Source organism: Pseudomonas sp. BIC9C (assembly GCF_034541995.1).
In the GTDB taxonomy this organism is placed as follows: domain Bacteria; phylum Pseudomonadota; class Gammaproteobacteria; order Pseudomonadales; family Pseudomonadaceae; genus Aquipseudomonas; species Aquipseudomonas fluorescens_CC.
The window spans coordinates 259,681-282,569 of the sequence record NZ_JAWDGM010000005.1; the positions used below are offsets into that span (position 1 = coordinate 259,681).

At 57.7% G+C, this 22,889-nt stretch carries 28 protein-coding genes and 2 pseudogenes; 18 read left to right on the forward strand and 12 right to left on the reverse strand.

Annotated elements, in window-relative coordinates:
- Positions 1 to 82: 82 nt before the first annotated feature.
- A complete protein-coding gene (locus RS887_RS22025) occupies positions 83 to 814 on the reverse strand; it encodes a hypothetical protein (RefSeq protein WP_322617018.1) in 732 nt (243 codons plus the stop codon).
- A 121-nt stretch (positions 815 to 935) separates the two neighbouring features.
- On the opposite strand from RS887_RS22025, the gene RS887_RS30645 reads away from it, so the two are divergent.
- Positions 936 to 1,076 (forward strand): ECs_2282 family putative zinc-binding protein, encoded by a 141-nt coding sequence (locus RS887_RS30645; RefSeq protein WP_416340006.1) that lies wholly within the window; start codon positions 936 to 938, stop codon positions 1,074 to 1,076.
- A 99-nt stretch (positions 1,077 to 1,175) separates the two neighbouring features.
- Here the strand turns inward: RS887_RS30645 and RS887_RS22035 are convergent.
- The 6 genes and pseudogenes from RS887_RS22035 to RS887_RS22060 all read right to left on the reverse strand — a co-directional run bounded on the left by RS887_RS22035 (position 1,176) and on the right by RS887_RS22060 (position 5,932).
- A pseudogene (locus RS887_RS22035) lies at positions 1,176 to 1,524 on the reverse strand (phage holin family protein).
- A gap of 526 nt (positions 1,525 to 2,050) precedes the next feature.
- Entirely contained in the window at positions 2,051 to 2,416 is a 366-nt protein-coding gene (locus tag RS887_RS22040; RefSeq protein WP_322617020.1) for a hypothetical protein, read from the reverse strand.
- A pseudogene (locus tag RS887_RS22045) lies at positions 2,409 to 4,624 on the reverse strand (VapE domain-containing protein). Before RS887_RS22045 ends, RS887_RS22040 begins: the two are co-directional and overlap by 8 nt.
- Complete coding sequence (locus RS887_RS22050) at positions 4,614 to 4,937, reverse strand: TraR/DksA C4-type zinc finger protein (RefSeq protein ID WP_322617021.1); 324 nt, start codon at positions 4,935 to 4,937, stop codon at positions 4,614 to 4,616. Before RS887_RS22050 ends, RS887_RS22045 begins: the two are co-directional and overlap by 11 nt.
- Positions 4,822 to 5,340 (reverse strand): phage regulatory CII family protein, encoded by a 519-nt coding sequence (locus RS887_RS22055; protein WP_322617022.1) that lies wholly within the window; start codon positions 5,338 to 5,340, stop codon positions 4,822 to 4,824. Before RS887_RS22055 ends, RS887_RS22050 begins: the two co-directional genes overlap by 116 nt.
- Before the next feature lie 331 nt (positions 5,341 to 5,671).
- Entirely contained in the window at positions 5,672 to 5,932 is a 261-nt protein-coding gene (locus RS887_RS22060) for a hypothetical protein (RefSeq protein ID WP_322617023.1), read from the reverse strand.
- A 79-nt stretch (positions 5,933 to 6,011) separates the two neighbouring features.
- Between RS887_RS22060 and RS887_RS22065 the strand changes: the two genes are divergently transcribed.
- Positions 6,012 to 6,743 carry a LexA family protein gene (locus tag RS887_RS22065; RefSeq protein ID WP_322617024.1) on the forward strand — a complete coding sequence of 244 codons (732 nt, stop codon included), beginning with the start codon at positions 6,012 to 6,014 and terminating at the stop codon, positions 6,741 to 6,743.
- A gap of 4 nt (positions 6,744 to 6,747) precedes the next feature.
- Here RS887_RS22065 and RS887_RS22070 read toward each other — a convergent pair whose 3' ends face one another.
- Positions 6,748 to 7,770, reverse strand: a complete 1,023-nt coding sequence (locus RS887_RS22070) for a DUF2806 domain-containing protein (protein WP_322617025.1) — start codon at positions 7,768 to 7,770, stop codon at positions 6,748 to 6,750.
- Positions 7,771 to 7,953: 183 nt separating this feature from the next.
- On the opposite strand from RS887_RS22070, the gene RS887_RS22075 reads away from it, so the two are divergent.
- The 11 genes from RS887_RS22075 (at position 7,954) to RS887_RS22125 (ending at position 15,912) form a co-directional block, all read left to right on the forward strand.
- Positions 7,954 to 8,130, forward strand: a complete 177-nt coding sequence (locus tag RS887_RS22075; protein WP_322617026.1) for a hypothetical protein — start codon at positions 7,954 to 7,956, stop codon at positions 8,128 to 8,130.
- Positions 8,127 to 8,717, forward strand: coding sequence for a hypothetical protein (locus RS887_RS22080; RefSeq protein ID WP_322617027.1), 591 nt, complete (start codon positions 8,127 to 8,129; stop codon positions 8,715 to 8,717). Before RS887_RS22075 ends, RS887_RS22080 begins: the two co-directional genes overlap by 4 nt.
- Positions 8,718 to 8,726: 9 nt before the next feature.
- Complete coding sequence (locus tag RS887_RS22085) at positions 8,727 to 9,011, forward strand: phage antirepressor KilAC domain-containing protein (RefSeq protein WP_322617028.1); 285 nt, start codon at positions 8,727 to 8,729, stop codon at positions 9,009 to 9,011.
- A gap of 140 nt (positions 9,012 to 9,151) precedes the next feature.
- A complete protein-coding gene (locus RS887_RS22090) occupies positions 9,152 to 9,517 on the forward strand; it encodes a hypothetical protein (protein WP_322617029.1) in 366 nt (121 codons plus the stop codon).
- Complete coding sequence (locus RS887_RS22095; RefSeq protein ID WP_322617030.1) at positions 9,514 to 9,831, forward strand: pyocin activator PrtN family protein; 318 nt, start codon at positions 9,514 to 9,516, stop codon at positions 9,829 to 9,831. The genes RS887_RS22090 and RS887_RS22095 overlap by 4 nt, the downstream gene beginning before the upstream one ends.
- A gap of 57 nt (positions 9,832 to 9,888) precedes the next feature.
- Positions 9,889 to 10,308, forward strand: coding sequence for a hypothetical protein (locus RS887_RS22100; RefSeq protein WP_322617031.1), 420 nt, complete (start codon positions 9,889 to 9,891; stop codon positions 10,306 to 10,308).
- On the forward strand, positions 10,305 to 10,526 hold the full coding sequence (locus RS887_RS22105; protein ID WP_322617032.1) for a hypothetical protein: 222 nt from the start codon (positions 10,305 to 10,307) through the stop codon (positions 10,524 to 10,526). The genes RS887_RS22100 and RS887_RS22105 overlap by 4 nt, the downstream gene beginning before the upstream one ends.
- Complete coding sequence (locus RS887_RS22110; RefSeq protein ID WP_322617033.1) at positions 10,523 to 11,065, forward strand: phosphohydrolase; 543 nt, start codon at positions 10,523 to 10,525, stop codon at positions 11,063 to 11,065. The genes RS887_RS22105 and RS887_RS22110 overlap by 4 nt, the downstream gene beginning before the upstream one ends.
- A 602-nt stretch (positions 11,066 to 11,667) precedes the next feature.
- On the forward strand, positions 11,668 to 12,861 hold the full coding sequence (locus RS887_RS22115; protein ID WP_322617034.1) for a tyrosine-type recombinase/integrase: 1,194 nt from the start codon (positions 11,668 to 11,670) through the stop codon (positions 12,859 to 12,861).
- Between the two features lie 20 nt (positions 12,862 to 12,881).
- On the forward strand, positions 12,882 to 14,468 hold the full coding sequence (locus tag RS887_RS22120; RefSeq protein WP_033044478.1) for an ABC-F family ATPase: 1,587 nt from the start codon (positions 12,882 to 12,884) through the stop codon (positions 14,466 to 14,468).
- A 247-nt stretch (positions 14,469 to 14,715) separates the two neighbouring features.
- Positions 14,716 to 15,912 carry an MFS transporter gene (locus tag RS887_RS22125; protein WP_322617035.1) on the forward strand — a complete coding sequence of 399 codons (1,197 nt, stop codon included), beginning with the start codon at positions 14,716 to 14,718 and terminating at the stop codon, positions 15,910 to 15,912.
- Between the two features lie 60 nt (positions 15,913 to 15,972).
- Here the strand turns inward: RS887_RS22125 and RS887_RS22130 are convergent, their stop codons facing one another.
- Positions 15,973 to 17,010, reverse strand: a complete 1,038-nt coding sequence (locus tag RS887_RS22130) for a dienelactone hydrolase (RefSeq protein WP_322617036.1) — start codon at positions 17,008 to 17,010, stop codon at positions 15,973 to 15,975.
- A 168-nt stretch (positions 17,011 to 17,178) separates the two neighbouring features.
- Positions 17,179 to 17,790 carry an FMN-dependent NADH-azoreductase gene (locus RS887_RS22135; protein ID WP_322617037.1) on the reverse strand — a complete coding sequence of 204 codons (612 nt, stop codon included), beginning with the start codon at positions 17,788 to 17,790 and terminating at the stop codon, positions 17,179 to 17,181.
- A 131-nt stretch (positions 17,791 to 17,921) separates the two neighbouring features.
- Here RS887_RS22135 and RS887_RS22140 point away from each other — a divergent pair, with 131 nt between their 5' ends.
- On the forward strand, positions 17,922 to 18,830 hold the full coding sequence (locus RS887_RS22140; protein ID WP_322617038.1) for a LysR substrate-binding domain-containing protein: 909 nt from the start codon (positions 17,922 to 17,924) through the stop codon (positions 18,828 to 18,830).
- Positions 18,827 to 19,186, forward strand: a complete 360-nt coding sequence (locus RS887_RS22145; protein WP_322617039.1) for an MmcQ/YjbR family DNA-binding protein — start codon at positions 18,827 to 18,829, stop codon at positions 19,184 to 19,186. The genes RS887_RS22140 and RS887_RS22145 overlap by 4 nt, the downstream gene beginning before the upstream one ends.
- Positions 19,187 to 19,194: 8 nt before the next feature.
- Here the strand turns inward: RS887_RS22145 and RS887_RS22150 are convergent, their stop codons facing one another.
- Complete coding sequence (locus RS887_RS22150) at positions 19,195 to 19,626, reverse strand: DUF1294 domain-containing protein (protein WP_322617040.1); 432 nt, start codon at positions 19,624 to 19,626, stop codon at positions 19,195 to 19,197.
- On the reverse strand, positions 19,623 to 20,453 hold the full coding sequence (locus RS887_RS22155; protein ID WP_322617041.1) for an undecaprenyl-diphosphate phosphatase: 831 nt from the start codon (positions 20,451 to 20,453) through the stop codon (positions 19,623 to 19,625). Before RS887_RS22155 ends, RS887_RS22150 begins: the two co-directional genes overlap by 4 nt.
- A 405-nt stretch (positions 20,454 to 20,858) precedes the next feature.
- Between RS887_RS22155 and pnuC the strand changes: the two genes are divergently transcribed.
- The 3 genes from pnuC (at position 20,859) to RS887_RS22170 (ending at position 22,889) form a co-directional block, all read left to right on the forward strand.
- A complete protein-coding gene (gene pnuC, locus RS887_RS22160; protein WP_322617042.1) occupies positions 20,859 to 21,422 on the forward strand; it encodes a nicotinamide riboside transporter PnuC in 564 nt (187 codons plus the stop codon).
- A complete protein-coding gene (locus RS887_RS22165; RefSeq protein WP_322617043.1) occupies positions 21,419 to 21,943 on the forward strand; it encodes an AAA family ATPase in 525 nt (174 codons plus the stop codon). Before pnuC ends, RS887_RS22165 begins: the two co-directional genes overlap by 4 nt.
- A gap of 499 nt (positions 21,944 to 22,442) precedes the next feature.
- Positions 22,443 to 22,889, forward strand: a complete 447-nt coding sequence (locus tag RS887_RS22170; protein ID WP_416339998.1) for a hypothetical protein — start codon at positions 22,443 to 22,445, stop codon at positions 22,887 to 22,889.

Below are 22,889 nucleotides of genomic sequence, written 5' to 3' on the forward strand. Positions count from 1 at the left end.
CATTGAAAAAGGGCATGAGGCCTCGATCCGTGTCCGATTCGCCCCAAAACCGGGCGAAAACGCTGAAAAATCGACGAAGGCCTCAGTCGCGAGCCATCTCACGGGCCAATGCCCGGCGAAACAGCGGTTCGAACTCGGTAGCGGCGACGCGGTTGGCCACTCCGTAGAAGTCGAAGCGACGACGATAGGTCGGACGCTTAACGAAGATCAGGATGGGCCGCGCACCGTTGCCAATGCGTTGCCAGATACCCAATGGGCCAGTGCCATTGCCCGGGCGACCCGCGAAGTAGTCAGGGGCATTGCGATTGCGGCGTTTACTGCGAGCCGTGCGGTTGGCCATAAAGCCCGACACACGTTCGGCGGCACCGAGGGCGGAGAGTATCTGGAGGATCTGCCCACGACTGATGTTGCCGTTGCCATCCATTCGAGCGCGCCGGCCTGGCACTGCGTACATGTCAGCAGGCAACAGGCCATAGTGGATCAGCGCCTTCTCGAATCGCTTGTGCGGACGATTGCCGCCATCCATATGCACCGGCAAATACTTCGATGCCGCAACACCTGAACTGGCCTCATCCTTGACCCACACGCGGGCGAACAATCGGGTGGCCGTGGCACTTCGCTTGTAAATCGAGTTCAACGTCCAGCGAGTGGGACGATCAAACACGCGAGCTATCTCTTCTTTCTCTGCGATCCGCACCCGCTCGGCGGTGAAGGTCAGCGCCTTGGCCGCTGCAATGGGCACCTTGTTACGGGCGAGCCCTCGCATGCTCTTCACGATCTTGTCGATGTTGTCGCGCATCTCAAGCCGCATCATGGTTGCCGCCCCTATCGATGGTCCTGAACTAGGATAGGAGTGCCAACACCCAAACCGTTCAGGACCTGAAACGATGAAGATAAGTGTCAAGTGCAGTAAGTGCGGCAATGACAAGTTCGAGATGCCGGCCAGGCCCAACAACGCCTCGAAGGTGACCTGCAGCAAGTGCGGAGCCGTCGATACTTACGGAAAGATGTTCAAGCGACTCGAGGATAAGGCTGTAGAAGACGTCAAACGGAAACTCGGGAAGATCTTTAAGTGATTGCAGCACCTTGAACAGTGGATCAAAAGCATCTCCCGTATCGGAGGTGCTCGCCACGATTTGTAGTTCGATATCCATGTAAGCCTCCGATGTCGCGATTTACTGCCCTTGTTCACCGCCAGCCGCCGACGATTCGCTGACACCAAGACGCTTGGCGGCCCAGCGCTCGTACAACCCGATGGCGACGTCGGCACCGGCCATGGCGGTCAGGCAACCCCAAGGCGCCCGCCGTCCAGATCGACATGCCGGCGCCGATCATCAGCATCATCGCCGACACGCCGCAGACGATACAGGCACCGGACCGCAGGGCTAAGCGACGCAGCAAAGCCCACCCTCGCGCCCCATCCTTGTCCGCTCGCCACATCTCTCCTGATACGCCTCCGACCAGGGCCAGGACGATCACTAACCAGATGGGCATCTCTGCCAGCGCTTGCTGCTCGTTCGTCATCGCCCTACTCCATAAACGCAAAAACCCGGCGCAATGGCCGGGTTTGGTGTGTGGTGCCTGCCGCTCTCTGCGGCCGCACCTATCGAAGATGAATACTTTTTACAGGTGGATTCCGGTGGCAGCAACCCTACTTTAATGCCACCCGGTGAATAAGTGGGTAACGCAGGGTGAACGCCTAGCGAATGTCGGTGAATACATCACCTCGGCTTGCGCTTCTATTGCCCTGTCCTACCTGTCCCACCATTCAAAATTGAAGTAGGACAGCTACAGCCCCTTAAATTCGGGGCTCTGCCCTACTGTCCTACCTTACTTAACTTTTCCTTGTGTATAGAGAGAAAGCTAAAAGCACGCGTGCGCGCCATGGGCGCGACTACGTGCCCGCTACGCTTACGTGTGCATGGTGCGGTCAAAGGTTGGACAGTAGGACAGCCCTGCAACGGCGCGGCCTGCACTTGTCCGACCGCATTAAATGGCAGTCGGACAAGGCCGGACAGTAGGACAAGGGTATGCGGAGTGACGCCAGGGGTCATGCAGCCTTCCCCATCAACAGACCTGCGATGTGAAGGTGCGCTTCATGCAGACGCTGATAATAGGTATCGCGACTGCAACCGCAGTGGGTGTACTTCTGCGACAGAAAGCTTTCGTGGTTGCAGTAGTGCTCCCACACCACTAGCGACAGCTGCGCCGGCAAATGCTTGTTGACGATCAGCTCGATATCCGCCGACTCATCCAACAGCACCCGACTACCCCGCGTGCCACGTATCAGCTCACCCTTGCACTCCATCAGCATGGCAATCATGTTGCCTCCACTCGCTCCGCCATAGGTTTCAGGAATCGGCGAGTGCAGATCCTGCGCCCAGAGCTTGAGCATCTCATCGATTCGCTTAATCAAAGCAAGGCTCCTCTACCACCGTCTGCTGCAATGCAGACACTCGCCCCACGTTTCGGGCTTCTGATAGGCCCACTGCCGGACACCGCTTTTTGCCAACGCCGGCATACGCTTCTTACGCCAGCCCAGCCGGTGCATGATCGCGCCGACTCGCATCTGTTCAGGCTTACTCCAGTGGCCGAAATCGAGCTTGAGAGCCTGAGTCAGGATCTCGTTGCCGGTGGCGGTTTCGCCGAGTTGCGATTCCTCCAACCAGGTCAGGATTGGTCCTTCCCACTCATCCACAACAAAGCGTTCGTCCTGCGCCTCGGCGAACATCCATGACTCATCCTTCGTCACCCACCAGATATCGCCAGCCTCGAAGCAGAACACCGCTTCAGCCCACAGCTGATCACGGATCTCGCGTAGTTTTTCCAGGTCGACCTTATTACAGAACACCGGCCAGTAACGGCGATTGCCGGTGGCGTCCTTGAGGTATTCCTCTTGGTTGGTGGTACCCACGAACACACACTGGCGTGGCACATCATTTGTTCTGCGGCCGTAGCTCTCGCGATAGGTGTCGGTGGACGCCGAGAAGAACTGCTTGGCCTTCGTGCTCTCAGCCTTGTTGAAACTGTCCAGCTCACCCAGCTCGACAATCCACTTGCCGCGAATCGCCTGAAAACTGTCCTTGTCGCCGAGGGCAAAAGGCGTGTCCATAAACCACTCGCCGCCGAGAATACCCATGGCCGTGGACTTACCTTCACCCTGCCCACCTTCGAGGATCATTACCGAGTCAGCCTTACAGCCCGGGCGCATCACCCGAGCCACCGCCGAAATCGGCCAGCGCTTGCCAACTTTGGCAGAATACTCACTGGCCTGGACGCCCAGGACATCGGTCAACCAGCTTTCCAGCCTGGGCACGCGGTCCCACTCCAGCTTCTCCAGGTACTCGCGCACCGGGTGAAAAGCATGGTCGTGGGCAACCACGCTGACCGCCTCGATCACATGGGACGCCTTGACCCGCAAGTTGTACTGCTGGGCGAGCCACTTCATCACCCGCATGTCATCGATATCGGCCCAGTCGCCGGCACCGCCGCCAAAGGGTGCGGATCGCAGTTTCACGATTTTGGAGCTGAACACGCTGTAACCGATCACGCCGGCCCAGCGCTCGTCATTGCCCAGGATCAGCTCGACATTCTGCATGTGAGCGATCAAAGAGCCGTTTTCGGTGCGGGCCAGTTGGTCCTTCCAACCACCAGCTGCTGGAGGTTTGACCACCGCCAACACCTGGCGACGCACCGCCTCCAATCCCTCGGCAATTTGTAGGTCGTTGAAGTCGGTCCATTTGGCCTCACGCTCGCCCGAGAAGACTGGCGCGACCACTTGGCCACCGACGATCAAAGCGGCGTTGTTCGCCTTCTCTTCACCCGGGTTCCAGGGCTCGCCATTCGGACGTTTGGTCTTCCAGTCATCGTCCCGGCAAAGGATCAGTGGGCAACCGGGGAAACGCTCCCGCATGGCCTTGGAGACCGGCAGCAAGTTGCCCGCATCAAAGGCAATAGCGACCGTCAGCGAGGTCGCCATGTGCAGGCTAGCGCCCGTGGCGTATCCCTCACACACCAGTACCGGTTCACCCGGCTCCGGGTGCGGGCCGATCAAATGGAAAGCGCCCTCTTTCGACATGCCGTAGGGCCAGTAGGCCTTGTCGCGCCCAGTGTCCTCTTGCTTTGCCGGAAAGATTACCTGCAGACCAACGATCTGATCCCGCACGTTACACATGGGCACCAAAAATGCGCCTGTACGGGGCGCATAGCGAACTTTGAAGCCGACGATCTGCTTTCGATCCAGGTAAGCACTTTTGCCCTTTTCTGGCATGCGTTTGAACAGACCGGCCGCACGGCTGGCCGCACGCCGTGAAGCGTTTGCTGCGATTTCGGCGGCCCTACGCTTGGCTTCTTCCTGCCGGGCGCGCATGACTTCGCGCTCCTCGGGGCTCATGCGCCCTGCCTTGACTTTGATTTTCTGTGACTCGCCAGAACGCCAGTCACCGAAACTGCCAAAGATCAGCGTTTCGTTTTTTTCGGTGCGGTGCTCATGGACTACATACCAACCATTCTTTTCCTTCCCCTTGTCTTGGGAAGTTTTGCAGCGAGTCAGCTTGCCAAATACCAGCGGCTGCTCAGGTTCCAGCCCGTAGTCTGCGAATTGACCCAAGACTTCATCGAGCATAGTGAGCTCCTTGCTTGGCCTTGATTTCTTCGCACTCAGTGCAACGCTTGCAACCTCTTGAGGCCATCCGACGCGCCGGAGAAATAGGTTCGTCGCAGTCGATACAACTCTTCAGAGACTCTGCCACCGGCGCAGGCTTGCGCGCTGCAAAGGCTTCATCAGAACGCTCAAGAATTTCGCCCGCCATATCCGCCCAATCAGCCACGGTCAGTACCCCGCGTTGTCTGGTTGACATACGTGGCGCGGTTGAACATACCCAGCAGCCCCTGAATCCCACGAAACACCTGCAGACGAATCGCGGCGAGCTCCTCATCGGACACCACCCCATCGCCGATGCTTTTGGCCCAGGTATCAGCCAGATCCGCCACCTGTCGAAAGTACTCGGCGATGCCAGTGGTCAACGTTTCGGGCATGTCGTTGGTGTAAGCCTCAGCCAGTTCCTGCCAGGTCGTGTCACCGACCAATGCATGTACCGCATCCAGAATGCGGCGATCCTTGGTCAGTTCCAAGATCTCGCCGAACTCCTGAATGTTCACCGTGTGACTGGGATGGGTTGGGGAGAGTTTGTGCTGCAGCGTGGTGGCGTTTCTTCCGGTGGTGGCGGCGATGGCAGCTGCGCCACCTGGGTAGTCCCTTGCGGCATGGTAAAGCGCTAGATCAAGCGGCAGAACTTCCCGCTGCGCTCGCTCAACAGAACTCAGAACAATTCGGCTCATGGCATTAATCCTTATATGTTGCCAGTGCCGCGCGGCGTGCAGTGGTGATACATTTGCCGCGTGGCTTGAAGAGGCCCAAACGCCGGTTAGATCTTAGGGATCGACACCGGCACCGTGCCGAGGCGAGCAATCCGTTGCTCACCCCTGGCGCAACAGCTGCCCAATCTGTGGTGGAAAAGGCAGCAACACCAAGGCATCCGTGCCTTGGAAAGCGCAGTTAAGATAGGTGGTTAGCATGTGGTGTGCCCGCCTACCTTTACTGCGACCCAACAGCGCTGTGGTGGTGCGTGCTGGGAGAAACTGGGCGGCCCTTGGGTCGCCTTTTTTCTAACTATGCTGCAGCCCTATGAGGTGCGGCAGCATGCAAAAGCCAAGTGGCTTCGAACACATTCCCCTTTTGCTTCGCAGCTGTCGCCAGAAGAGAAGCGTATTGGGTTTCACCGGTGTAATCGGTTCGCGGCAAGCATGCCGCTTGACGCCACTTGTTCAGCGCTTGATAGCTCCGATCACAAATTTTGGCGGCGGCCCCAATGCCGCCTACGGCTTCAAAAGCGAATGCGATGGCATTCGGAAAATCTGCGGGGTCCAACATGGAAACCTCCATTTATCAACTCGTGGTTGATGTTATAGATCAACTGACTATTGCGCAACCTTTATGAGACTCTCAACTCATGGTTGATAAAAATACACTCCGCGCAGCTTTCAGCGAGCGCCTACACGAAGCCCTTAACGATGCCGGCGTACGCAGCAGAGGCCGCGGGGTGGACATTCATCGCCAATTGAAGAGTTTGGGAGTTGATAAGACTACTCAGGCCATCAGCAAATGGCTGAATGGCGAAGCGATGGCCGAGGCTGACAGCATTTCAGCGCTTTGCTCTTGGCTTAAGGTTCGTCGGGAATGGTTGGAATACGGTGTACTGCCGAAAGAACAGACTAGCGAACGCGACGTTCAGCAACTTCCTTATGGGAGTGGGAGCAACATAAGCGTAATCAGTCAGCACTTTGGCAAGGTTCCTTTAATCTCCTGGGTACAGGCTGGTGCATGGTGTGAGGCCATCTCGAATTTTGAAGCCCACGATGCAGACTCTTGGCTATCATGCCCTGTTCCGATTAGTAACCAAGGATATGCTTTAAAGGTGTTGGGTGATTCGATGACGAATCCTGGGCCAGGTCGCAGCTATCCAACAGGCTGTATTATTTTCGTTGACCCTGAAGCGGAAACCAAAACTGGTGATCGAGTGATCGCTCGAGTACCTCGCACAAATGAAGCTACCTTTAAGATTCTGGTTGAGGATGCAGGGCGCCAATTCTTGAGACCAATTAATCCGCAATATCCAATCATTGATATCACGGAAGAGACTCATATCTGTGGAAAGGTAGTAGGCTCCTTTATACCTGAGTAGAACCCTATTTAAGATCCACCGCATTAACCCAAGAAGTGTATTCAGGTGTGGCCTCTGCAACATCAGCCACTTTAACTTTGAACCCACTCCCTATAAAACTTTTCCCCATCGCCTCCAAATAATCCAAATTTGGTTTGAAACTACCCAAGCTCAATAACTGCATACCAAGTTTTGTAATTGCATAAGCTGATATTCGCAGATTTACTTTTTTATCCGAATGATTAACAATCAGACATTTACCATTTGAAATAATGAGCGCAAGCCACTCAGAACCTTCTTCATCGCTGTCATGCAGGTCAAGACTTAGACCGCCTGTAACTCCTCCTATGACCCCAAGCTCTTCGAGCTCGAGAAGCTGCTTAAAACTTAGCGGAAGTTGATATTTGTTTTTGTCTGGTCGCCAGATAAAATCACTGATAGCAAGACTGCACATTACTTCAATAAGTTTTGCTTCAGATTGCGAAAGATTGCGCAAAAACTCAAGGCACCGTAAAGAATACGTCCCAGGTGACTTTACTTCACCAGCAAGCACTCTGCCCCAAAGAATCTGTAAATCCTCTCCAGACACCTCACCTGCGCAATCTCTCCAGCGAAACAACCAGTCCTCATCGACTTTATCTTCAGGAGGTTCTGAACTATCCTCACGCAATATTTCCTCTGCATACAAGATAGTGCTTGCGGTATTTACTTCGCGACGTATAGCGTCACTCAGAATTCTAGACTCGCCAATCAGCCTCAGCGATTCAACATCAACCACAGGGTCAATTCGCGTATCAACATTGGAGTGAGCACGTCCCGATTTGGCAAACGTTAGTTCCAATGAAAACTCGGAAATATCTTTCTTTCCCGATCTTATCTCCTCAATTTCCCTTTCAGTTTGAGCGCCTACGAGTGCTTTGGCTCTATCAACCGTGATATTTGCTAAGCCCTCCCTTTTTATTTGTCCGGGTCGAAGAAGATTCCCTATGCCTTTTTCTGACAACGTTTCAATAAGACGGCTTACCAGCTGTTCACCCGGCCACCCCATTATAAATTCCTTAGTCTACTGGAGCCTTTTATAACCGTATCCGCTTGCTCGATCGGTCTCGTTTGCATCCCAATTTACCCCTGAACGATGCGAATCGACAAAAAATCAATCAATGGTTGTTGACACAAATCAACCACTGGTTGATATTTGCCTCACTCTTCCACCACAGAGCGAGGCAATACCATGCACACCACCGCCACCCTGCACGTCCATCCGGCCGCTGCCAGTCCGTTTCACATCTTTGAAATCCGCCGTCTAGCCCGCGAATACGGGTGTGCGTTTGTCGCCACCAAACCGAAGCTTAAAGCCCGTGCAACACCTGCGCCCTTCGATCCGAATGGCGGAGGGCACGCAGCATGAGCAAGTTCAAACTCGACAATCGCACCCTGCAACTGCTCAACGCCCAGGTCAATCTGAGCGAGACCTTCAATCACACCCTACGGTCGACGCAACAACGCGAAGCACTGGCGTTTCGCCTGAAGGTTGAACGCAGCCCAATTGATACCCTCTTCACCGTCGAACTGGGCAGCGAGCGCCACACGCTGACCTTGCAGAACGAAAAAAAGATGCATCTCAAGCTGGCGGACTTTATCGAAGAGATCGCCAACGGCCCTATCGACCCCAGCAACACCGCCGACCCACTGAATCTCCCTCACGCAAGTCGCCAATATGCTCGGTTTAATATCGAGAACAGGCAGAGAGTGTTCGCGCTTGTGCGCACCGGCGGCTCGTTGAGCCTCGACATGGGCTTCGATCTTCCCATCCACGTTGCCATCCATCGCACACAAACCCGTCCAGGCGTCACCACCATCATGAGCATCGGCGTGAAACGTCCGCGCACAAAGTGCTTCACCGTGTGCGGTAACGATGCCGAGATCTACGAGCAAGTGGCCGAATCCATCAACCACCTAGCTGCGCTGGCGACACCCGCTGCGCATGCTGCCTAGGAGGCCGAGATGGAACGTAGCCTGGAAAAAGCCGCGAAGTACTTCGGCATCACTCGACCCAAACTGATCGCGCTCATGCGCGAGAAAGGCCTTCTCAACGACCGTCGCCTGCCGGCATTCCCAGTTCGCGACCGCGAGTATCTGCGGATCAAGGACGGCACCTGGTATCACGAAACCGCCGGCATGCAATACAGCCAGTCGACCAAGATCCGACAAGCCGGCATGCGCTGGCTGGCCGAGCAGTTGGGGCTCGAACTGCCCGCCATTCCGGCCGACAACCGTGACGTGGCCTAGGGAGTACGCCCGCCAGATCGTTGCCATGCGCACACGCGAGGAGCGCAACGCCGCGCTCCTCGAAGTGCCGGAGCATCTGCGGGAGCTGACCAAGACGCACTGCCTGAACGCATGGAATCACCCCAAAAGGAAGAACCCACATGAACAGCAACCTGATTGATAAACACCTCATCGATCTACTGCGCATTCCTGCGGAGCAACGGACCCAGGCAAACATTGCCGAAGCGATGAACCAGATCCGCGCCGTCGCCCTGCTCGATACGGTGCCACTGATTCTGGCGCACCAGGAACACAGCAAGCTGGCGGCCATTGTCGAATTTCTGGCGGCGGAGCTGGGCATGAATATGCATGACACCACCCTCTGCATTCGCGAATCCCAGTCGCACTCGCTTGCTGCATTTATGTACGGCAATCCTGATGGCTTGCGCTTGATGGGTTTTGGCAAGACAGCAGAAGAGGCGCTTAAAGATCTACACCCAGTGAACACGAGCAAGGACGCAGCATGAAGGACGTCAGCCAAAATCCCTTGCGCCTGATGCCGGCACCGGAATCGGTGACTGTAGAGCTGCTCTATCGCATCTTCGGCGACGTACTTATTCCGCTGGAAAAAGTGCGTGAACAATATTTCCGCAATCTCAACGAGCAATCGTTTGTGGCGGAGATTAACAACGGCCGAATTCAACTACCGATTACCACGCTGGACAACAGCCGCAAGGCCCCGAAGTACGCACACATCCGACACGTCGCCTCACTGATTGATATCCGTGCCTACAAGGCCGACGAAGAAATGCTGCGACCGCATGACGAAACAACGGAGTAACCCCACAACCGAACGGCTGCCACCACCGGCCAAGCAAAACCACCAGGAGCACACCACATGACCGCAATTCAGATTTGCGCATTGATCGCTTTCACCCTTGTCGTCGGCCTCACCTATTGGGCAGGCTATCGCGGCGGCTTGATCGATGGACGCATTGAAGGGATCGACGAAGGCAAAGACATTCAGAACTCTGAAAACTCAGAGACGATCCAAAAAATGACGCTCTCGCTTGACCAGGCTCGCGATCACCACAAGCAACTACACGCCCACTACGAGCGCGCGTTGGTCGCCTCGAAACTGGGGGAACCCGCACGCCAAACCCTGCTGGATATCGCAGAAAAACTGCGAATCGCCGCAGAGACGTTTAGCGCACTTCGCACTGGCAAAAAACTCGATCGAGACACTCGTGCGCTTCGCGATCAAGCGCTCGCCATGGCAGCCCTTCTGGAGCCGGTAGTTCAGGAGGATGCAGCATGAATCGAGTTAACCCAGTGCTACGTCTTACCCCACAAGCTGCCGGCGCACTGCAACAGCAATTCTCCAAAGCCACCACTGAGCTGCTGGAGCTGACTCGCTTTCGTAAAGAGTTCGACCAGCAGTTGGCTGAGCTGATTGGTAAGGACGCTCTGCGTAAATTGCACAAGGCAACCCACAACGCCCTGCTGTTGGCCGATCTCGTGAAGGAGGCCGCATGAACTGCATCCTCACCCATACCGGCAAGCGCTTTGACCTGTTCGAGCCCGATGCCGACATGATCGATCCACGAGACATCGCCCACTCGCTCGCACACCTGTGCCGCTTCAACGGCCATACCCGAGAGTTTTATAGCGTGGCCCAACACAGCTGCATCGTCGCCGAGCTGGTGCCGGAAGAACACAAGCTTGCGGCTTTACTCCATGACGCCACAGAGGCCTACCTGGGCGACATGACACGCCCCCTCAAACTATGGATGCATGCGTATCAGGACTTTGAAGACTGGACTTGGCTGCGCGTCTGTGAACGCTTCGACATCCCCACCGAACTGCCCGCTTGCGTTCGCCAGGCCGACCTGATCGCACTAGCTACCGAACGCCGCGACCTCATGCCAACCGATCCGGCCATCTGGGATTGTTTGGTCGGCATTGAACCTATGGTTGAAACCATCCGTCCATGGTCCGCCACCGAAGCCCGGCTCACGTTTCACCAGCGCCTGATGGATCAACTCGCTATCGAACACCGGAGGAAAGCGGCATGAAGCACTCACAGGCCAACACGCAAGTGCAGCCCGCTTTGCTCCGCAACAATAGCGGGATCGACACGCCTGTAAAAAACAGTCTCTGCTGCACAGCAGCAGGCATTACTGCTCTTCCCTGCGGCACTGCCGAGGCACTTATACCCCACCGAATGCTGCGCGGGGCAGCCCTCAAGGAAGCAACGCTAAACGCTCAGAGTCGCCCGCTCGCGCAGCCTGTCATGGGGTATAGGCCCCCTTCGAGGGTCGCAAAAGCACCGCCTATGGTAAAGGATGGCCGAGTGATGGAGCTGATGCAGGGCGATCACCGCCCGAGGATGACTGCATGATCAAGGCTATTGATCTGTTTGCCGCCCTTGGCGGCTTGACCCAAGGCGTCACGGACGCGGGTGTAAGGCGCGCAAAGGAGAATCAGTGATGGCCAATATCGAACCGGAGACGCTGCCCCATCCCGAAGTAGACAAGGTATCGGAAGAAGTCATGGCCCACATCCTGGGCATTTCATTTAGAGCACTCGCAACCCGGCGCGCTCGCAAACAGATACCCGAAGGCGTCTGGAACAAGCTGGGCAACCGAATCATGTACAGCAGGAAGAGATATTACGAATGGGAAGAAGCACAATGGATTTGCCCGATGGAGTTGAACTCTTCCGCAAATCCCTCCGGATTCGTTTTACTTGGAACGGTACCCGCCGAAGCGAAACACTCCCCTTCCCCACGACGCAGAAAGGCATTAAAGCTGCATCCCAATTACGCGATCAAGTAGACAACCTGATCAAGCTCGGCCTCTTGGATGACGCCAAGTACGCCGAGCTGTTCCCGAACTCGACCTTATCGCTTGGCGGCATCCCGACTTTTCATGAGTACGCCCAGTTATGGCTTGATGGCCGAGTCATCGCCCAAGGCACGCGGAACAATTATAAGGGTGCGCTCAACCTGTATTGGATTCCGCCGCTGGCACTGGTACGTATCGACCTGATCACCACCACCCTCCTACGCCGCATCATTGCGGCCACGGAGTGGACGTCACCAGGTGTCCGGCGCAACGCCCTGGTCAAGCTCTCAACAATCTTGGAGGCGGCCGTTGCTGAAGAGCTGATCAAGAAAAATCCGGCCAAGATGATCGATCTCCCAAAACGGGGGCGCAAGGAGATCAACCCATTTTCCCTGGACGAAGCCAACCGAATCATCGATCACCTGTACCAGACACAACATTGGCCCAGTGGAATTTATGCCGCATTCTTTGAGTTCGCGTTCTTCACCGGGCTTCGCCTGTCTGAGGTCGCCGCGCTCCGCTGGGATGCCGTTGACCAGGTGAAGCGTCAGGTTCATGTCTGCCGCACAGTGGCGTTGGGTGTTGTAGAAGAGCGCACAAAAACCGGAAAGGGTCGGTTCGTGCTGCTAAACGAGCGAGCGCTGCACGCGCTGGTGTTCGCCCGCCAGTACGCCGAGCGCCGCGCCAAAGGCATTGGCAAGGTGAAGACCACGCCCTACGTGTTCCCGCCGTCGAAGAACAGCGAGTACGTGAAACAGACCTCCGATCTGCACAAACAGTGGGGGCCGGCACTGAAAGCGCTTTCGGTGTTATATCGACCGCCGTACAACTGCCGTCATACTTATGCGACAATATGCTTAATGTCCAACATGAACCCCGCATTCATCGCTCAGCAGCTTGGCCACAGCGTCCAAATGTTGCTGACGACGTATGCGCGTTGGCTCAACTCAAGCTCAGACTGGGCGGAGCTGGAAAAGCTCCAGATTGGTATCAAATCGGTATCAGGCAAAAAAGACCAGCTCTAACCCATTGATAGGTAAGGTAATTGATCTCCACAGCTAACATCACGATGCAGTTCGGCGCCAAGCCGCTCTTCGAAAACGTTTCGGTCAAGTTCAACGGTGGCAACCGTTACGGCCTGATCGGCGCCAACGGTTGCGGCAAGTCGACCTTCATGAAGATTCTGGGCGGTGACCTCGAGCCGTCCGGCGGCCAGGTCATGCTGGAGCCGAACGTGCGCCTGGGTAAATTGCGCCAGGACCAGTTCGCCTACGAAGAATTCACCGTGATCGACACCGTGATCATGGGTCACGAAGAGCTGTGGAAGGTCAAGGCCGAGCGCGACCGCATCTATTCGCTGCCGGAAATGAGCGAAGAAGACGGCATGGCCGTGGCCGAACTGGAAACCGAATTCGCCGAAATGGACGGCTACACCGCCGAATCCCGCGCCGGTGAGCTGCTGCTGGGCCTGGGGATTCCACTGGAACAGCATTTCGGTCCGATGTCCGAAGTGGCTCCGGGCTGGAAACTGCGTGTGTTGCTGGCTCAGGCACTGTTCTCCGATCCGGAAGTGCTGTTGCTCGACGAACCGACCAACCACCTGGACATCAACACCATTCGCTGGCTGGAATCCATTCTCACGGTGCGTAACAGCACCATGATCATCATTTCCCACGACCGTCACTTCCTCAACAGCGTCTGCACCCACATGGCCGACCTGGACTACGGTGAGCTGCGCCTGTTCCCGGGCAACTACGACGAGTACATGACCGCCGCGACCCAGTCCCGCGAGCAACTGCTGTCGGACAACGCCAAGAAGAAAGCCCAGATTGCCGAACTGCAAACGTTCGTCAGCCGCTTCTCGGCCAACGCCTCGAAAGCCAAGCAGGCCACTTCCCGCGCTAAGCAGATCGACAAGATCCAGCTGGCCGAAGTCAAGCCATCGAGCCGCGTGAGCCCGTTCATCCGCTTCGAACAGACCAAGAAGCTGCACCGTCAGGCCGTGACCATCGAGCAGATGTCCAAGGGCTTCGACGGCAAGACCCTGTTCAAGAACTTCAGCTTCACCGTCGAAGCCGGCGAGCGCGTAGCGATCATCGGCCCGAACGGTATCGGCAAGACCACCCTGCTGCGCACCCTGATGGGCGAGCTGACCCCGGACGCCGGTTCCGTGAAGTGGACCGAAAGCGCGGAGCTGGGCTACTACGCTCAGGACCACGCCCATGACTTCGAAGACGACGTCAGCCTGTTCGACTGGATGGGCCAGTGGACTCAGGGCGAGCAGATCATTCGCGGCACACTGGGTCGCATGCTGTTCTCCAACGACGAGATCCTCAAGTCGGTCAAGGTTATCTCCGGTGGTGAGCAAGGCCGCATGCTGTTCGGCAAGCTGATCCTGCAAAAGCCGAACGTACTGGTGATGGACGAACCGACCAACCACCTGGACATGGAATCCATCGAGGCGCTGAACCTGGCGCTGGAAAACTATCCGGGCACGCTGATCTTCGTCAGCCACGACCGTGAGTTCGTATCGTCCCTGGCCACCCGCATCATCGAGCTGAGCCCTAACGGCGTGACCGACTTCAGCGGCACCTACGACGACTACCTGCGCAGCCAGGGTGTGGTGTTCTAAAGGCAGCTGTAGGAGCGAGCTTGCTCGCGATGGAGTCAAGATCACCGCGTTTAACCAGTAGACACGCGTTATCGTTGACGACCATCGCGAGCAAGCTCGCTCCTACAATTTGAATGCGCAACCCGTGGGAGCGGGCTTGCTCGCGAAGAGGCCATCAATGACTGCAAAAATTAGTTAGCCTGCTTTCTTTTATCGCACCGCCGCGCCATCATGCAGTTCTCCCACCGCCGCCCGCGAACGAGCCCTCATGTCTGTGCAGCAAGCTGCTCCGCAAAGCGCCATGGCGATCACCCTGCAGATCGTCTCCATCGTTTTCTATACCTTCATTGCCTTCCTCTGCATCGGTTTGCCGATTGCGGTATTGCCGGGTTATGTCCACGAGCAACTCGGGTTCAGCGCCATCGTGGCCGGGTTGACCATCGGCTCGCAATACCTCGCCACCCTGCTCAGCCGGCCCATGGCCGGGCGGATGTCCGACAGCGTTGGCACCAAGCGCGCAATTATCTATGGCTTGGTGGGGATCGTGCTCAGCGGCGTGTTGACCTTGCTGTCGACCCTGTTGCAAGGCTTTCCCTTGCTCAGCCTGCTGATCTTGATCGCCGGGCGCCTGTTGCTGGGGATGGCCCAAGGGTTGATCGGCGTCGGCACCATCAGTTGGTGCATGGGCCAGGTGGGCGCTGAACATACCGCGCGGTCGATCTCCTGGAACGGCATCGCATCCTATGGTGCGATTGCCATCGGTGCACCGCTGGGCGTGGTAATGGTGCAACAACTCGGTTTCGCCAGCCTTGGCATCTCCCTGTCGCTGCTGGCCCTGGCCGCACTGCTGCTGATTCGCAACAAACCCTCAGTACCCGTGGTACGCGGTGAGCGCCTGCCGTTTTGGGCGGTGTTCGGGCGCATTGCGCCGTTTGGCGCGAGCCTGAGCCTGGCGTCCATTGGCTACGGCACCCTGACGACCTTTATCACCTTGTACTACGTCAATCGCGGCTGGACCGGCGCGGCCTACTGCCTGACCGTGTTCGGGGCGTGTTTCATTCTGGCGCGGCTACTGTTCATATCCGCCATCAGCCGTTTCGGCGGGTTTACCTCGGCCATTGCCTGCATGTGCATCGAGACGGTTGGCCTGGTGCTGCTGTGGCTGGCGCCTTCGACCGGGTATGCGCTCATTGGTGCCGGCCTGACCGGATTTGGCCTGTCCCTGGTGTACCCGGCACTGGGTGTCGAGGCCATCAAGCAGGTACCCGACTCCAGTCGGGGCGCAGGCTTGAGTGCTTATGCGGTGTTTTTCGACCTGGCGCTGGCCATCGCCGGCCCATTGATGGGCGCAGTGGCGCTGAACCTGGGTTATGCGTGGATTTTCTTCAGTGCGGCATTGTTGTCGGTGACGGGCCTGGGGCTGACCCTGCTGCTCAAGCACCGCGCGATATCGCTCCGACGGTAACTTATGTGGTGCAGGTTCCACCGCTATCGCGAGCAGGCTCGCTCCTACAGGGGGGGGGAATTACTGATCAGCGGTCTGCATCCCGGCCCGGGTCGCCCTGCCCAGGGTTCGCGAGAAGAAGCTTCCGGCTTCAGAGATCAGATTGCGGTGAATGTCTTGCCGATCGACGCCGTCGGCATCGGTGCACAGCGCGGGCATGATCACGATCTGCTCGTCATTGCACGGCGCCATGAAGACGAAGTGCCCTGCTCCCGCCAACAACTTGAAGTCAGGCGCCGTCGGCAGTTTGCGCGCCAGTGCTGCGGCGTTCTTGTCGACAGCCACCAGTTTGTCGCCATCGCCGCTATAAAGCAGCACCGGCACATGCACATCGGCCAGGGTGTGGCGGCCGAACTTCAGGCTCAAGGGCGCCATCAGCATCAAGGCGTGGACACGAGGATCAGCCACCGGTTGCAGGTCGTCGCGGTCGACAATCAATTCACCCCGGGTGTTGCAGGCATCGCGGTCATCGGGACGCTCCTGGCAGTAACGGCGCAGGCGATCGAGGTCCGGGGTCGCGCCGGACAGAATCAATGCGGTCTCGCCACCGGCCGAATAGCCAATGACGCCCACCTGATCGGCATTGACGAACGGCGACAGCATACGGTCGCCCAAGGTAGCGGTGATGGCTTCAGAAATCTGGATCGGCCGACCATACAGGTTACTCAAAGTACCGAGGCGGCTGTGGTCCCTGGAGTTGTCACCGGGGTGAATCACCGCCACCACGACAAAGCCTTTGCGTGCCAGCGACGTGGCGAGGTCGTGCAGGGCCAGCGGGGTGCCGGTGTTACCGTGGGACAGCATCAGCATCGGGAACCGGCCAATGGCGACTTTGGTGTCCTCCCCGGCTTCGACGGTGTAACCCTCGAGCTTGCTGGTGTGCTCCCGGTCACTGGAAGGATAGAAGGCGATGGCGCGCATCGGCTGCAGGTCCAGCGGGTCAAGAAAAGTCATCTCATGGAAGCCGACGCTCCAGTGAGGATGCGGTGCAGGCGCGGCGTGCACTGTATTCAGGCTGCTGAGCAGACAAATCAGTAAAGTTGCACAAAGTCGCATCATGGGATGCCCCACCCTGTTACCGGACTTGAGACGTGAACCCTTGACTGCATAAGTCAGGCCACAATCTGAAACGACCAGAAACAAAAAACTCCGTAGCTGGTACTTGCGTAGCCAGAATACAGAGTTTTTTAGGGTGTTACCTGAACGGTTGTGTTTTTTACGCAAGCCTTACGCAGCGGCGAACAGTTGCTCGCTGATTTGCGCGTGAGCAGCGCTCATGGCTTTGTTGCGAACGTCGTCACCATAAGCCAGGCCTTCGGCGCGGACGATTTCGATCTCGGTGATGCCGATGAAACCGAACAGCAACTTCAAATATTCTTCGTGGGCAACACCGGTTGCCTGACCGGCGTGCATGCCGCCGGAAGTCGAGACGATCACGACTTTCTTGCCACCGCACAGGCCTTCAGGACCGGCTTCGGTGTAACGGAAGGTCTGACCGGCAACGGCGATGCGGTCGATCCAGGCCTTCAGTTGAGTCGGGATGGTGAAGTTGTACATCGGTGCGGCAATCACCACGGCATCGGCAGCGAGGAATTCGGCCAGGGTCGAGGCGCTCAGTTCGGCTTCGTGCTGTTGTGCAGCGTTGCGCAGTTCAGCGGTGGTGCCGGCGGCGACCAGAGTGGTGGCGGAGAAGTGGCTGATCGCGTCGGCGGCCAGGTCGCGGTAAGTCACCACGGCAGTTGGCTCGGCGGTTTGCCAGGCTTTAACGACTTCGCCGCTCAACTGACGGGAAGCCGAGTTGTCGCCAAGAATGCTCGAATCGATATGCAGCAGTTTCATGTGGGATCTCCAAGTGAGGATCGCCCACAAGGGCGATCTGATGGGACTAATCCTACATACGAAACCAATAGCTGATTAGACGGCAATAATGCGATAGTTCGTCTCACAGATAGAACAATCAGGCTCACATCATGCAAGACCTCAACGACCTGTATTACTTCGCCAAAGTCGTGGAAGCCGGGGGATTCGCGGCAGCCGGACGATTGCTGGGCATCCCCAAGTCACGACTGTCACGCCGCATCGCCGAACTGGAAGAACGCCTTGGCGCGCGCTTGCTGCAACGCACCACTCGACAGCTGAAGCTGACCGCCGTGGGTGAACGCTACCTCAGGCACTGCCAGGCAATGCTGCTGGAGGCGGAAATGGCCGACGAGGCCGTGGCCAGCATGTCCAGCGAGCCCCGCGGGCGTTTACGGGTGTCCTGCCCGGTCGGGCTGGCCCACGAAATATTGCCGGGGGTGATCAGCGACTTTCTGGAACGGTTTCCACTAGTCCAGCTGGAGGTCATGCTGCTCAACCGGCGGGTTGACCTGGTGAACGAAGGCATTGACGTTGCCCTGCGTGTGCGGGAACCGGGCGACGAAGACCCGCTGCTGGTCACCCGCCGGCTGCGTCAGGCGCAGATGCTGATGGTCGCCAGTCCCGGTTTTCTCGTCGGCCGTGAGATCAACCATCCCGAGGATCTGAAAAGCCTGCCGGTGCTCGGCGCACTGGAAGCCGACCGTATGGTGCACATCCGCATGCTGGATCAAAAAGGCAAAAGTTGTGAGCTCGCGCTCGAGGCCCGGCTGGGCATCGATGACTTTATCGTGCGCAAGGCCAGCACCCTCTCCGGCCAGGGCTTTACGATGCTGCCCATGATGTATTGCGAGCAGGAACTGGAAAACGGCTCACTGGTGCAGTTGTTGCCCGACTGGTCGTTGCCCGGTGGCTGGCTGCAAGCGGTCTATCCTCATCGACGCGGGGTGATGCCGGCGGTACGCGCCTGGATTGACCATCTGGTTGAATCCTTCAATGCCTGTGGGGAACGATTGTTATGAGCGCTGGACGGATGAGCGAAGAGGATGTCGCGCAATTTTGCCTCGCCCTGCCTGGAGCGCGGGAAGATTACAAATGGGGAGGCGTACGGGTGTTTTCGATTGCCGGGAACAAGATGTTCGCCTTGCAGGGCCTGCGGGGTGATTCCCTGGCCTTCAAGGTCGACAAGGATGTGTTTCTTGGTCATTGCGACCGCCCGGGGATTCACCCGGCGCCTTATCTGGCGCGCGCCCAGTGGATCATCATGGAAACGCCCTACCCGCTCGGCAGCGAAGAACTACAGGAATTGCTGCAGCGTTCCCACCAATTGGTGGTGAGCAGACTGCCAAAGCGCACTCAAGTCGGACTCTTGCTTTAGGGCGTTCTTTATTGGAACAAGGCTAAGAGGTGCGCGCCGAGGAACAGGTGATCGATCCAGAACACCTGGTGCAGTAGCACGATGATCCAGAACACCAACTGGAACGAGACTTTGCGCGTTTTGTGCCGAAACACCTGCTGGGCCAGCAACGCGCCGGGCCAGCCTCCGGCGAACTCCAGCGCGTGCAAGACATTCTCCGGCGTGCGCCATTGATCGGCGCGGGCCTTGCGCTTGTCGCTCCAGTACAGGAAAAACGTCACGACGCTGACGATACCGTAGGCCCCCAGGGGAATCAGCGACGCCCCATGCAGCCATGACGACACCGAACCGGACAGCGGCAACGCGCACAGGGCTGCAAACACCAGCCACTTCAGCCGTGAATGGCGGACCTGTCCCCCGGACTGGCGTCCGGGGTTATTGCGCGAGCGCGAGTCACTCACGGCTTGGCCGCGCTCCAGTCAACCCAGCCGAATTGCCAGGTTGCCAGAATCAACAGGCCAAAAACGATGCGATACCAGGCAAATGCTGCATAGCTGTGGTTGGCGATGAACTTGAGCAACCCGCGAACCGCAATCATCGCGAAGACGAACGCCGTGACGAAGCCGACTGCGAATACCGGGAAATCCGCCGGGACAAACAGGTGACGGTACTTATAGCCCGAGTACACCGCTGCGCCGACCATGGTTGGCATCGCCAGGAAGAACGAGAACTCGGTAGCGGTCTTGCGCGACAGGCCGAACAGTAACCCGCCGATGATCGTCGAGCCCGAACGCGAAGTGCCCGGGATCATCGCCAGGCATTGGGCGAAGCCGACTTTCAGGGCATCTTTCCAGGTGATGTCATCCACCGTTTCGGCATGTACTTCATGCTGGCGGCGCTCGGCCCACAACATGATGAACCCGCCCACGACCAGCGCCGTTGCCACGGTGATCGGGTTGAACAGGTACTTGTGGATCAGGTCGGCGAAGATGACGCCCAACACCACGGCCGGCAAGAACGCGATCAACAGGTTCGCGGTAAACCGCCGCGCACTCGGCTGGGTCGGCAGACCGATAACCACGTCGAAAATCTTGCGTCGAAACTCCCACACCACCGCCAGGATGGCACCCAGCTGAATAATGATGTTGAACGCCATCGCCCGTTCGCCCCCGAAGCCGAGCAAGTCGGCGACGATGATCTGGTGGCCGGTACTGGAAATGGGCAGGAATTCGGTCAGCCCTTCTACAACCCCAAGAATCAATGCCTGAAAGGCGGTCCAAAGATCCATCAATCCCCCAAAAGGCTATGCGCGTCGGCATGCCCCGTTAGTATTTTTCAAAAGCCTTCATTGCGGTCAGCGTACTGAAGCCCCACGCGCCAAGGATCACCACAGCAGCGTAAAAATCCTGTGAAAAAACCACCCTGAATCAGGTTTGCCCGCGCGGGGCCGAAATCCTATCAGACAAGTCCGGGCGACGCTCGCACAGGCTCGTGCGACATCGCGTGGCTGGATGCTGGCAATGGTTTATGACAGGAACAAGAATCCGCGGCGATCGAACCCGATGAAACCGGCAAGCCACGGCATATTTCAGGAGCGCTTCACGTTTCAGTGGGGCACGCCCCTCGCAACGAGATTGCGCACGCCAATCCGGTTACAATCGGCCCCCCTCTTCGATTTCCCCAAGGAACCTCCATGTCCGGGCTTGAACTGTTTGCCGCCGCCCTCGGTGTCATTGCCGTCTGGCTGACGGTCAAACAGAACCCCTGGTGCTGGCCCATCGGCCTGGTCATGGTGCTGCTATATAGCTGGATCTTTTTCGAGGTGAAGCTGTATTCGGACATGCTGCTGCAAGTCGTCTATGCCGCCTTGCAGCTTTACGGCTGGTGGCAGTGGACACGGGTGGGTGAAACCACGCATGGCCGCGAAGTCAGTCGGCTCGATGGCCGGTCCGTGGCGTTGAGCCTCGCCATTGGCGCACTCGGCAGCCTGTTGCTGGGAGCGGCCATGGTCCGCTGGACCGACGCTGCGCAACCCTGGCTCGATGCTGCGCTGACCGGGTTCAGCCTGGTGGCGCAGGTCTGGATGGCGCAAAAACGTATCCAGTGCTGGCCGCTGTGGATCGCCCTGGATGTGATTTTCGTCGGGTTGTTCATCTATAAAGGCCTGTACCTGACCGCCACGCTGTACGGGTTGTTCACCGTTATCGCCGTGCAGGGCTGGCGCGAATGGCGCGCCGATCCGGCTTTGCACGCATGAAAGTCCTGGTACTCACAGGCCCCGAATCCAGCGGTAAAAGCTGGCTGGCGGCCGAGTTGCAACAGCGTTTCGGCGGGCTTCTGGTTGACGAGTATGTGCGCTGGTTCATCGAGCAGAACCCGCGGGACACCACGTTGGCGGACATTACGCACATCGCCCGCGGTCAGTTGGCGTGGGAAGACGAAGCGCGGGCGCAACAACCGTCTTTGCTCATCCTTGACACGCACCTGCTGAGCAATATCCTCTGGAGCCAAACCCTGTTTGGCGATTGCCCCGCCTGGATTGAACAAGCGCTCCTGGCCCGGCATTACGACTTGCACCTGCTGCTGTCGCCGGAACACGTCCAATGGACTGACGACGGTCAGCGTTGTCAGCCCCGACTGAGTGAGCGCCAGGTTTTTTTCGACCAGACCCTCGCCTGGCTTGAACACCACGCACAACCGGTTAAAGTATTGCATGGAGATTGGACAGAACGCCGACTCCAGGCTCTGGACGCCGTGACCCGATTGCTCGACGCCTGACCGGTGTTTGGGGCAATTTCCCTACTCGCCCCACCTGTTTTGGGGAAAAATGTCCGTTCCTGAAACACCCGCCCTCTCGCAGACCGCCCATTTCAACGCCCTTCATCGTTAGGCCAGCGGATTTGTTAAGGCATTGATACAGCATCACTGGAACCCTCGTTCCAGAGGGTAATGCTGTTCAGTCAAGGTCTCTGCAGGAACGAGCTTGCTCCGGGCGGCGTTCCGACTATGGACTCAAGGGCGCTGCGTTTAGTCAGTTAACACGCGGCATCGTTAACGACCATCGCGAGCAAGCTCGCTCCTACAGAGGGTCATTAGAGGGGGTGCATCTGTATTTCCGGGCTGCCCGCGATGGGCGCTGTCTCAGCGATGAAACATCCCCGACAAAGCGCTCCCTGACAAATTCCCTAAGCCGTTGAATCAAAGCCATATTCAAAAACCGGCACAGCTTTCGCTCTTTCCCTTTCACGGCTGACCAGGGCCAGCCAGGAAAGAAGGAATGACCACTGTGGGGATTCTCAATAAAAGAGGCTTGATGTGCCTCCTGCTGATCGCGAGTGTTGCCAGTACTGTTCTCAGCTTGAACGTACAAGCCGAAGGCAACGGTGTCATCGTGCTTGATCGTACCCTTCACCCAACGCCTATCGGACGCAGCGGCGGCCGGGATCCGACCCCGACCACCGTCAATACCAACCCGTCGGCCCACGTCACCGGCGAACTCAGTGACGCCGACATTGCCGGGGTCACCACCGGAGCGGCCCTTCACCACAACAACGGGCAAGGCCTGGGTGGCCTGCAAGGTCTCAACGTCGTCACCAACCCCAATGGTATGCCCGGCATGTCCGTCGGCCACGGCGGTGGCAGTGGCGGCGCAATTTCCGGAACCATCAATCGTGCCATGAACAGCGGCCTCGGCTCACTGGGCAGAATGGCCGGAGGCCAATGA

Coding starts and splice junctions, on each gene's coding strand:
- RS887_RS22025 (WP_322617018.1), bottom strand. CDS start 814: ATGATGCGGCTTGAGATGCGCGACAACATCGACAAGATCGTGAAGAGC.
- RS887_RS30645 (WP_416340006.1), top strand. CDS start 936: ATGCCGGCCAGGCCCAACAACGCCTCGAAGGTGACCTGCAGCAAGTGC.
- RS887_RS22050 (WP_322617021.1), bottom strand. CDS start 4,937: ATGAGGAGCTCGCCGCGATTCGTCTGCAGGTGTTTCGTGGGATTCAGG.
- RS887_RS22055 (WP_322617022.1), bottom strand. CDS start 5,340: ATGAGCCGAATTGTTCTGAGTTCTGTTGAGCGAGCGCAGCGGGAAGTT.
- RS887_RS22060 (WP_322617023.1), bottom strand. CDS start 5,932: ATGTTGGACCCCGCAGATTTTCCGAATGCCATCGCATTCGCTTTTGAA.
- RS887_RS22065 (WP_322617024.1), top strand. CDS start 6,012: ATGGTTGATAAAAATACACTCCGCGCAGCTTTCAGCGAGCGCCTACAC.
- RS887_RS22070 (WP_322617025.1), bottom strand. CDS start 7,770: ATGGGGTGGCCGGGTGAACAGCTGGTAAGCCGTCTTATTGAAACGTTG.
- RS887_RS22075 (WP_322617026.1), top strand. CDS start 7,954: ATGCACACCACCGCCACCCTGCACGTCCATCCGGCCGCTGCCAGTCCG.
- RS887_RS22080 (WP_322617027.1), top strand. CDS start 8,127: ATGAGCAAGTTCAAACTCGACAATCGCACCCTGCAACTGCTCAACGCC.
- RS887_RS22085 (WP_322617028.1), top strand. CDS start 8,727: ATGGAACGTAGCCTGGAAAAAGCCGCGAAGTACTTCGGCATCACTCGA.
- RS887_RS22090 (WP_322617029.1), top strand. CDS start 9,152: ATGAACAGCAACCTGATTGATAAACACCTCATCGATCTACTGCGCATT.
- RS887_RS22095 (WP_322617030.1), top strand. CDS start 9,514: ATGAAGGACGTCAGCCAAAATCCCTTGCGCCTGATGCCGGCACCGGAA.
- RS887_RS22100 (WP_322617031.1), top strand. CDS start 9,889: ATGACCGCAATTCAGATTTGCGCATTGATCGCTTTCACCCTTGTCGTC.
- RS887_RS22105 (WP_322617032.1), top strand. CDS start 10,305: ATGAATCGAGTTAACCCAGTGCTACGTCTTACCCCACAAGCTGCCGGC.
- RS887_RS22110 (WP_322617033.1), top strand. CDS start 10,523: ATGAACTGCATCCTCACCCATACCGGCAAGCGCTTTGACCTGTTCGAG.
- RS887_RS22115 (WP_322617034.1), top strand. CDS start 11,668: ATGGGAAGAAGCACAATGGATTTGCCCGATGGAGTTGAACTCTTCCGC.
- RS887_RS22125 (WP_322617035.1), top strand. CDS start 14,716: ATGTCTGTGCAGCAAGCTGCTCCGCAAAGCGCCATGGCGATCACCCTG.
- RS887_RS22130 (WP_322617036.1), bottom strand. CDS start 17,010: ATGATGCGACTTTGTGCAACTTTACTGATTTGTCTGCTCAGCAGCCTG.
- RS887_RS22135 (WP_322617037.1), bottom strand. CDS start 17,790: ATGAAACTGCTGCATATCGATTCGAGCATTCTTGGCGACAACTCGGCT.
- RS887_RS22140 (WP_322617038.1), top strand. CDS start 17,922: ATGCAAGACCTCAACGACCTGTATTACTTCGCCAAAGTCGTGGAAGCC.
- RS887_RS22145 (WP_322617039.1), top strand. CDS start 18,827: ATGAGCGCTGGACGGATGAGCGAAGAGGATGTCGCGCAATTTTGCCTC.
- RS887_RS22155 (WP_322617041.1), bottom strand. CDS start 20,453: ATGGATCTTTGGACCGCCTTTCAGGCATTGATTCTTGGGGTTGTAGAA.
- pnuC (WP_322617042.1), top strand. CDS start 20,859: ATGTCCGGGCTTGAACTGTTTGCCGCCGCCCTCGGTGTCATTGCCGTC.
- RS887_RS22165 (WP_322617043.1), top strand. CDS start 21,419: ATGAAAGTCCTGGTACTCACAGGCCCCGAATCCAGCGGTAAAAGCTGG.
- RS887_RS22170 (WP_416339998.1), top strand. CDS start 22,443: ATGACCACTGTGGGGATTCTCAATAAAAGAGGCTTGATGTGCCTCCTG.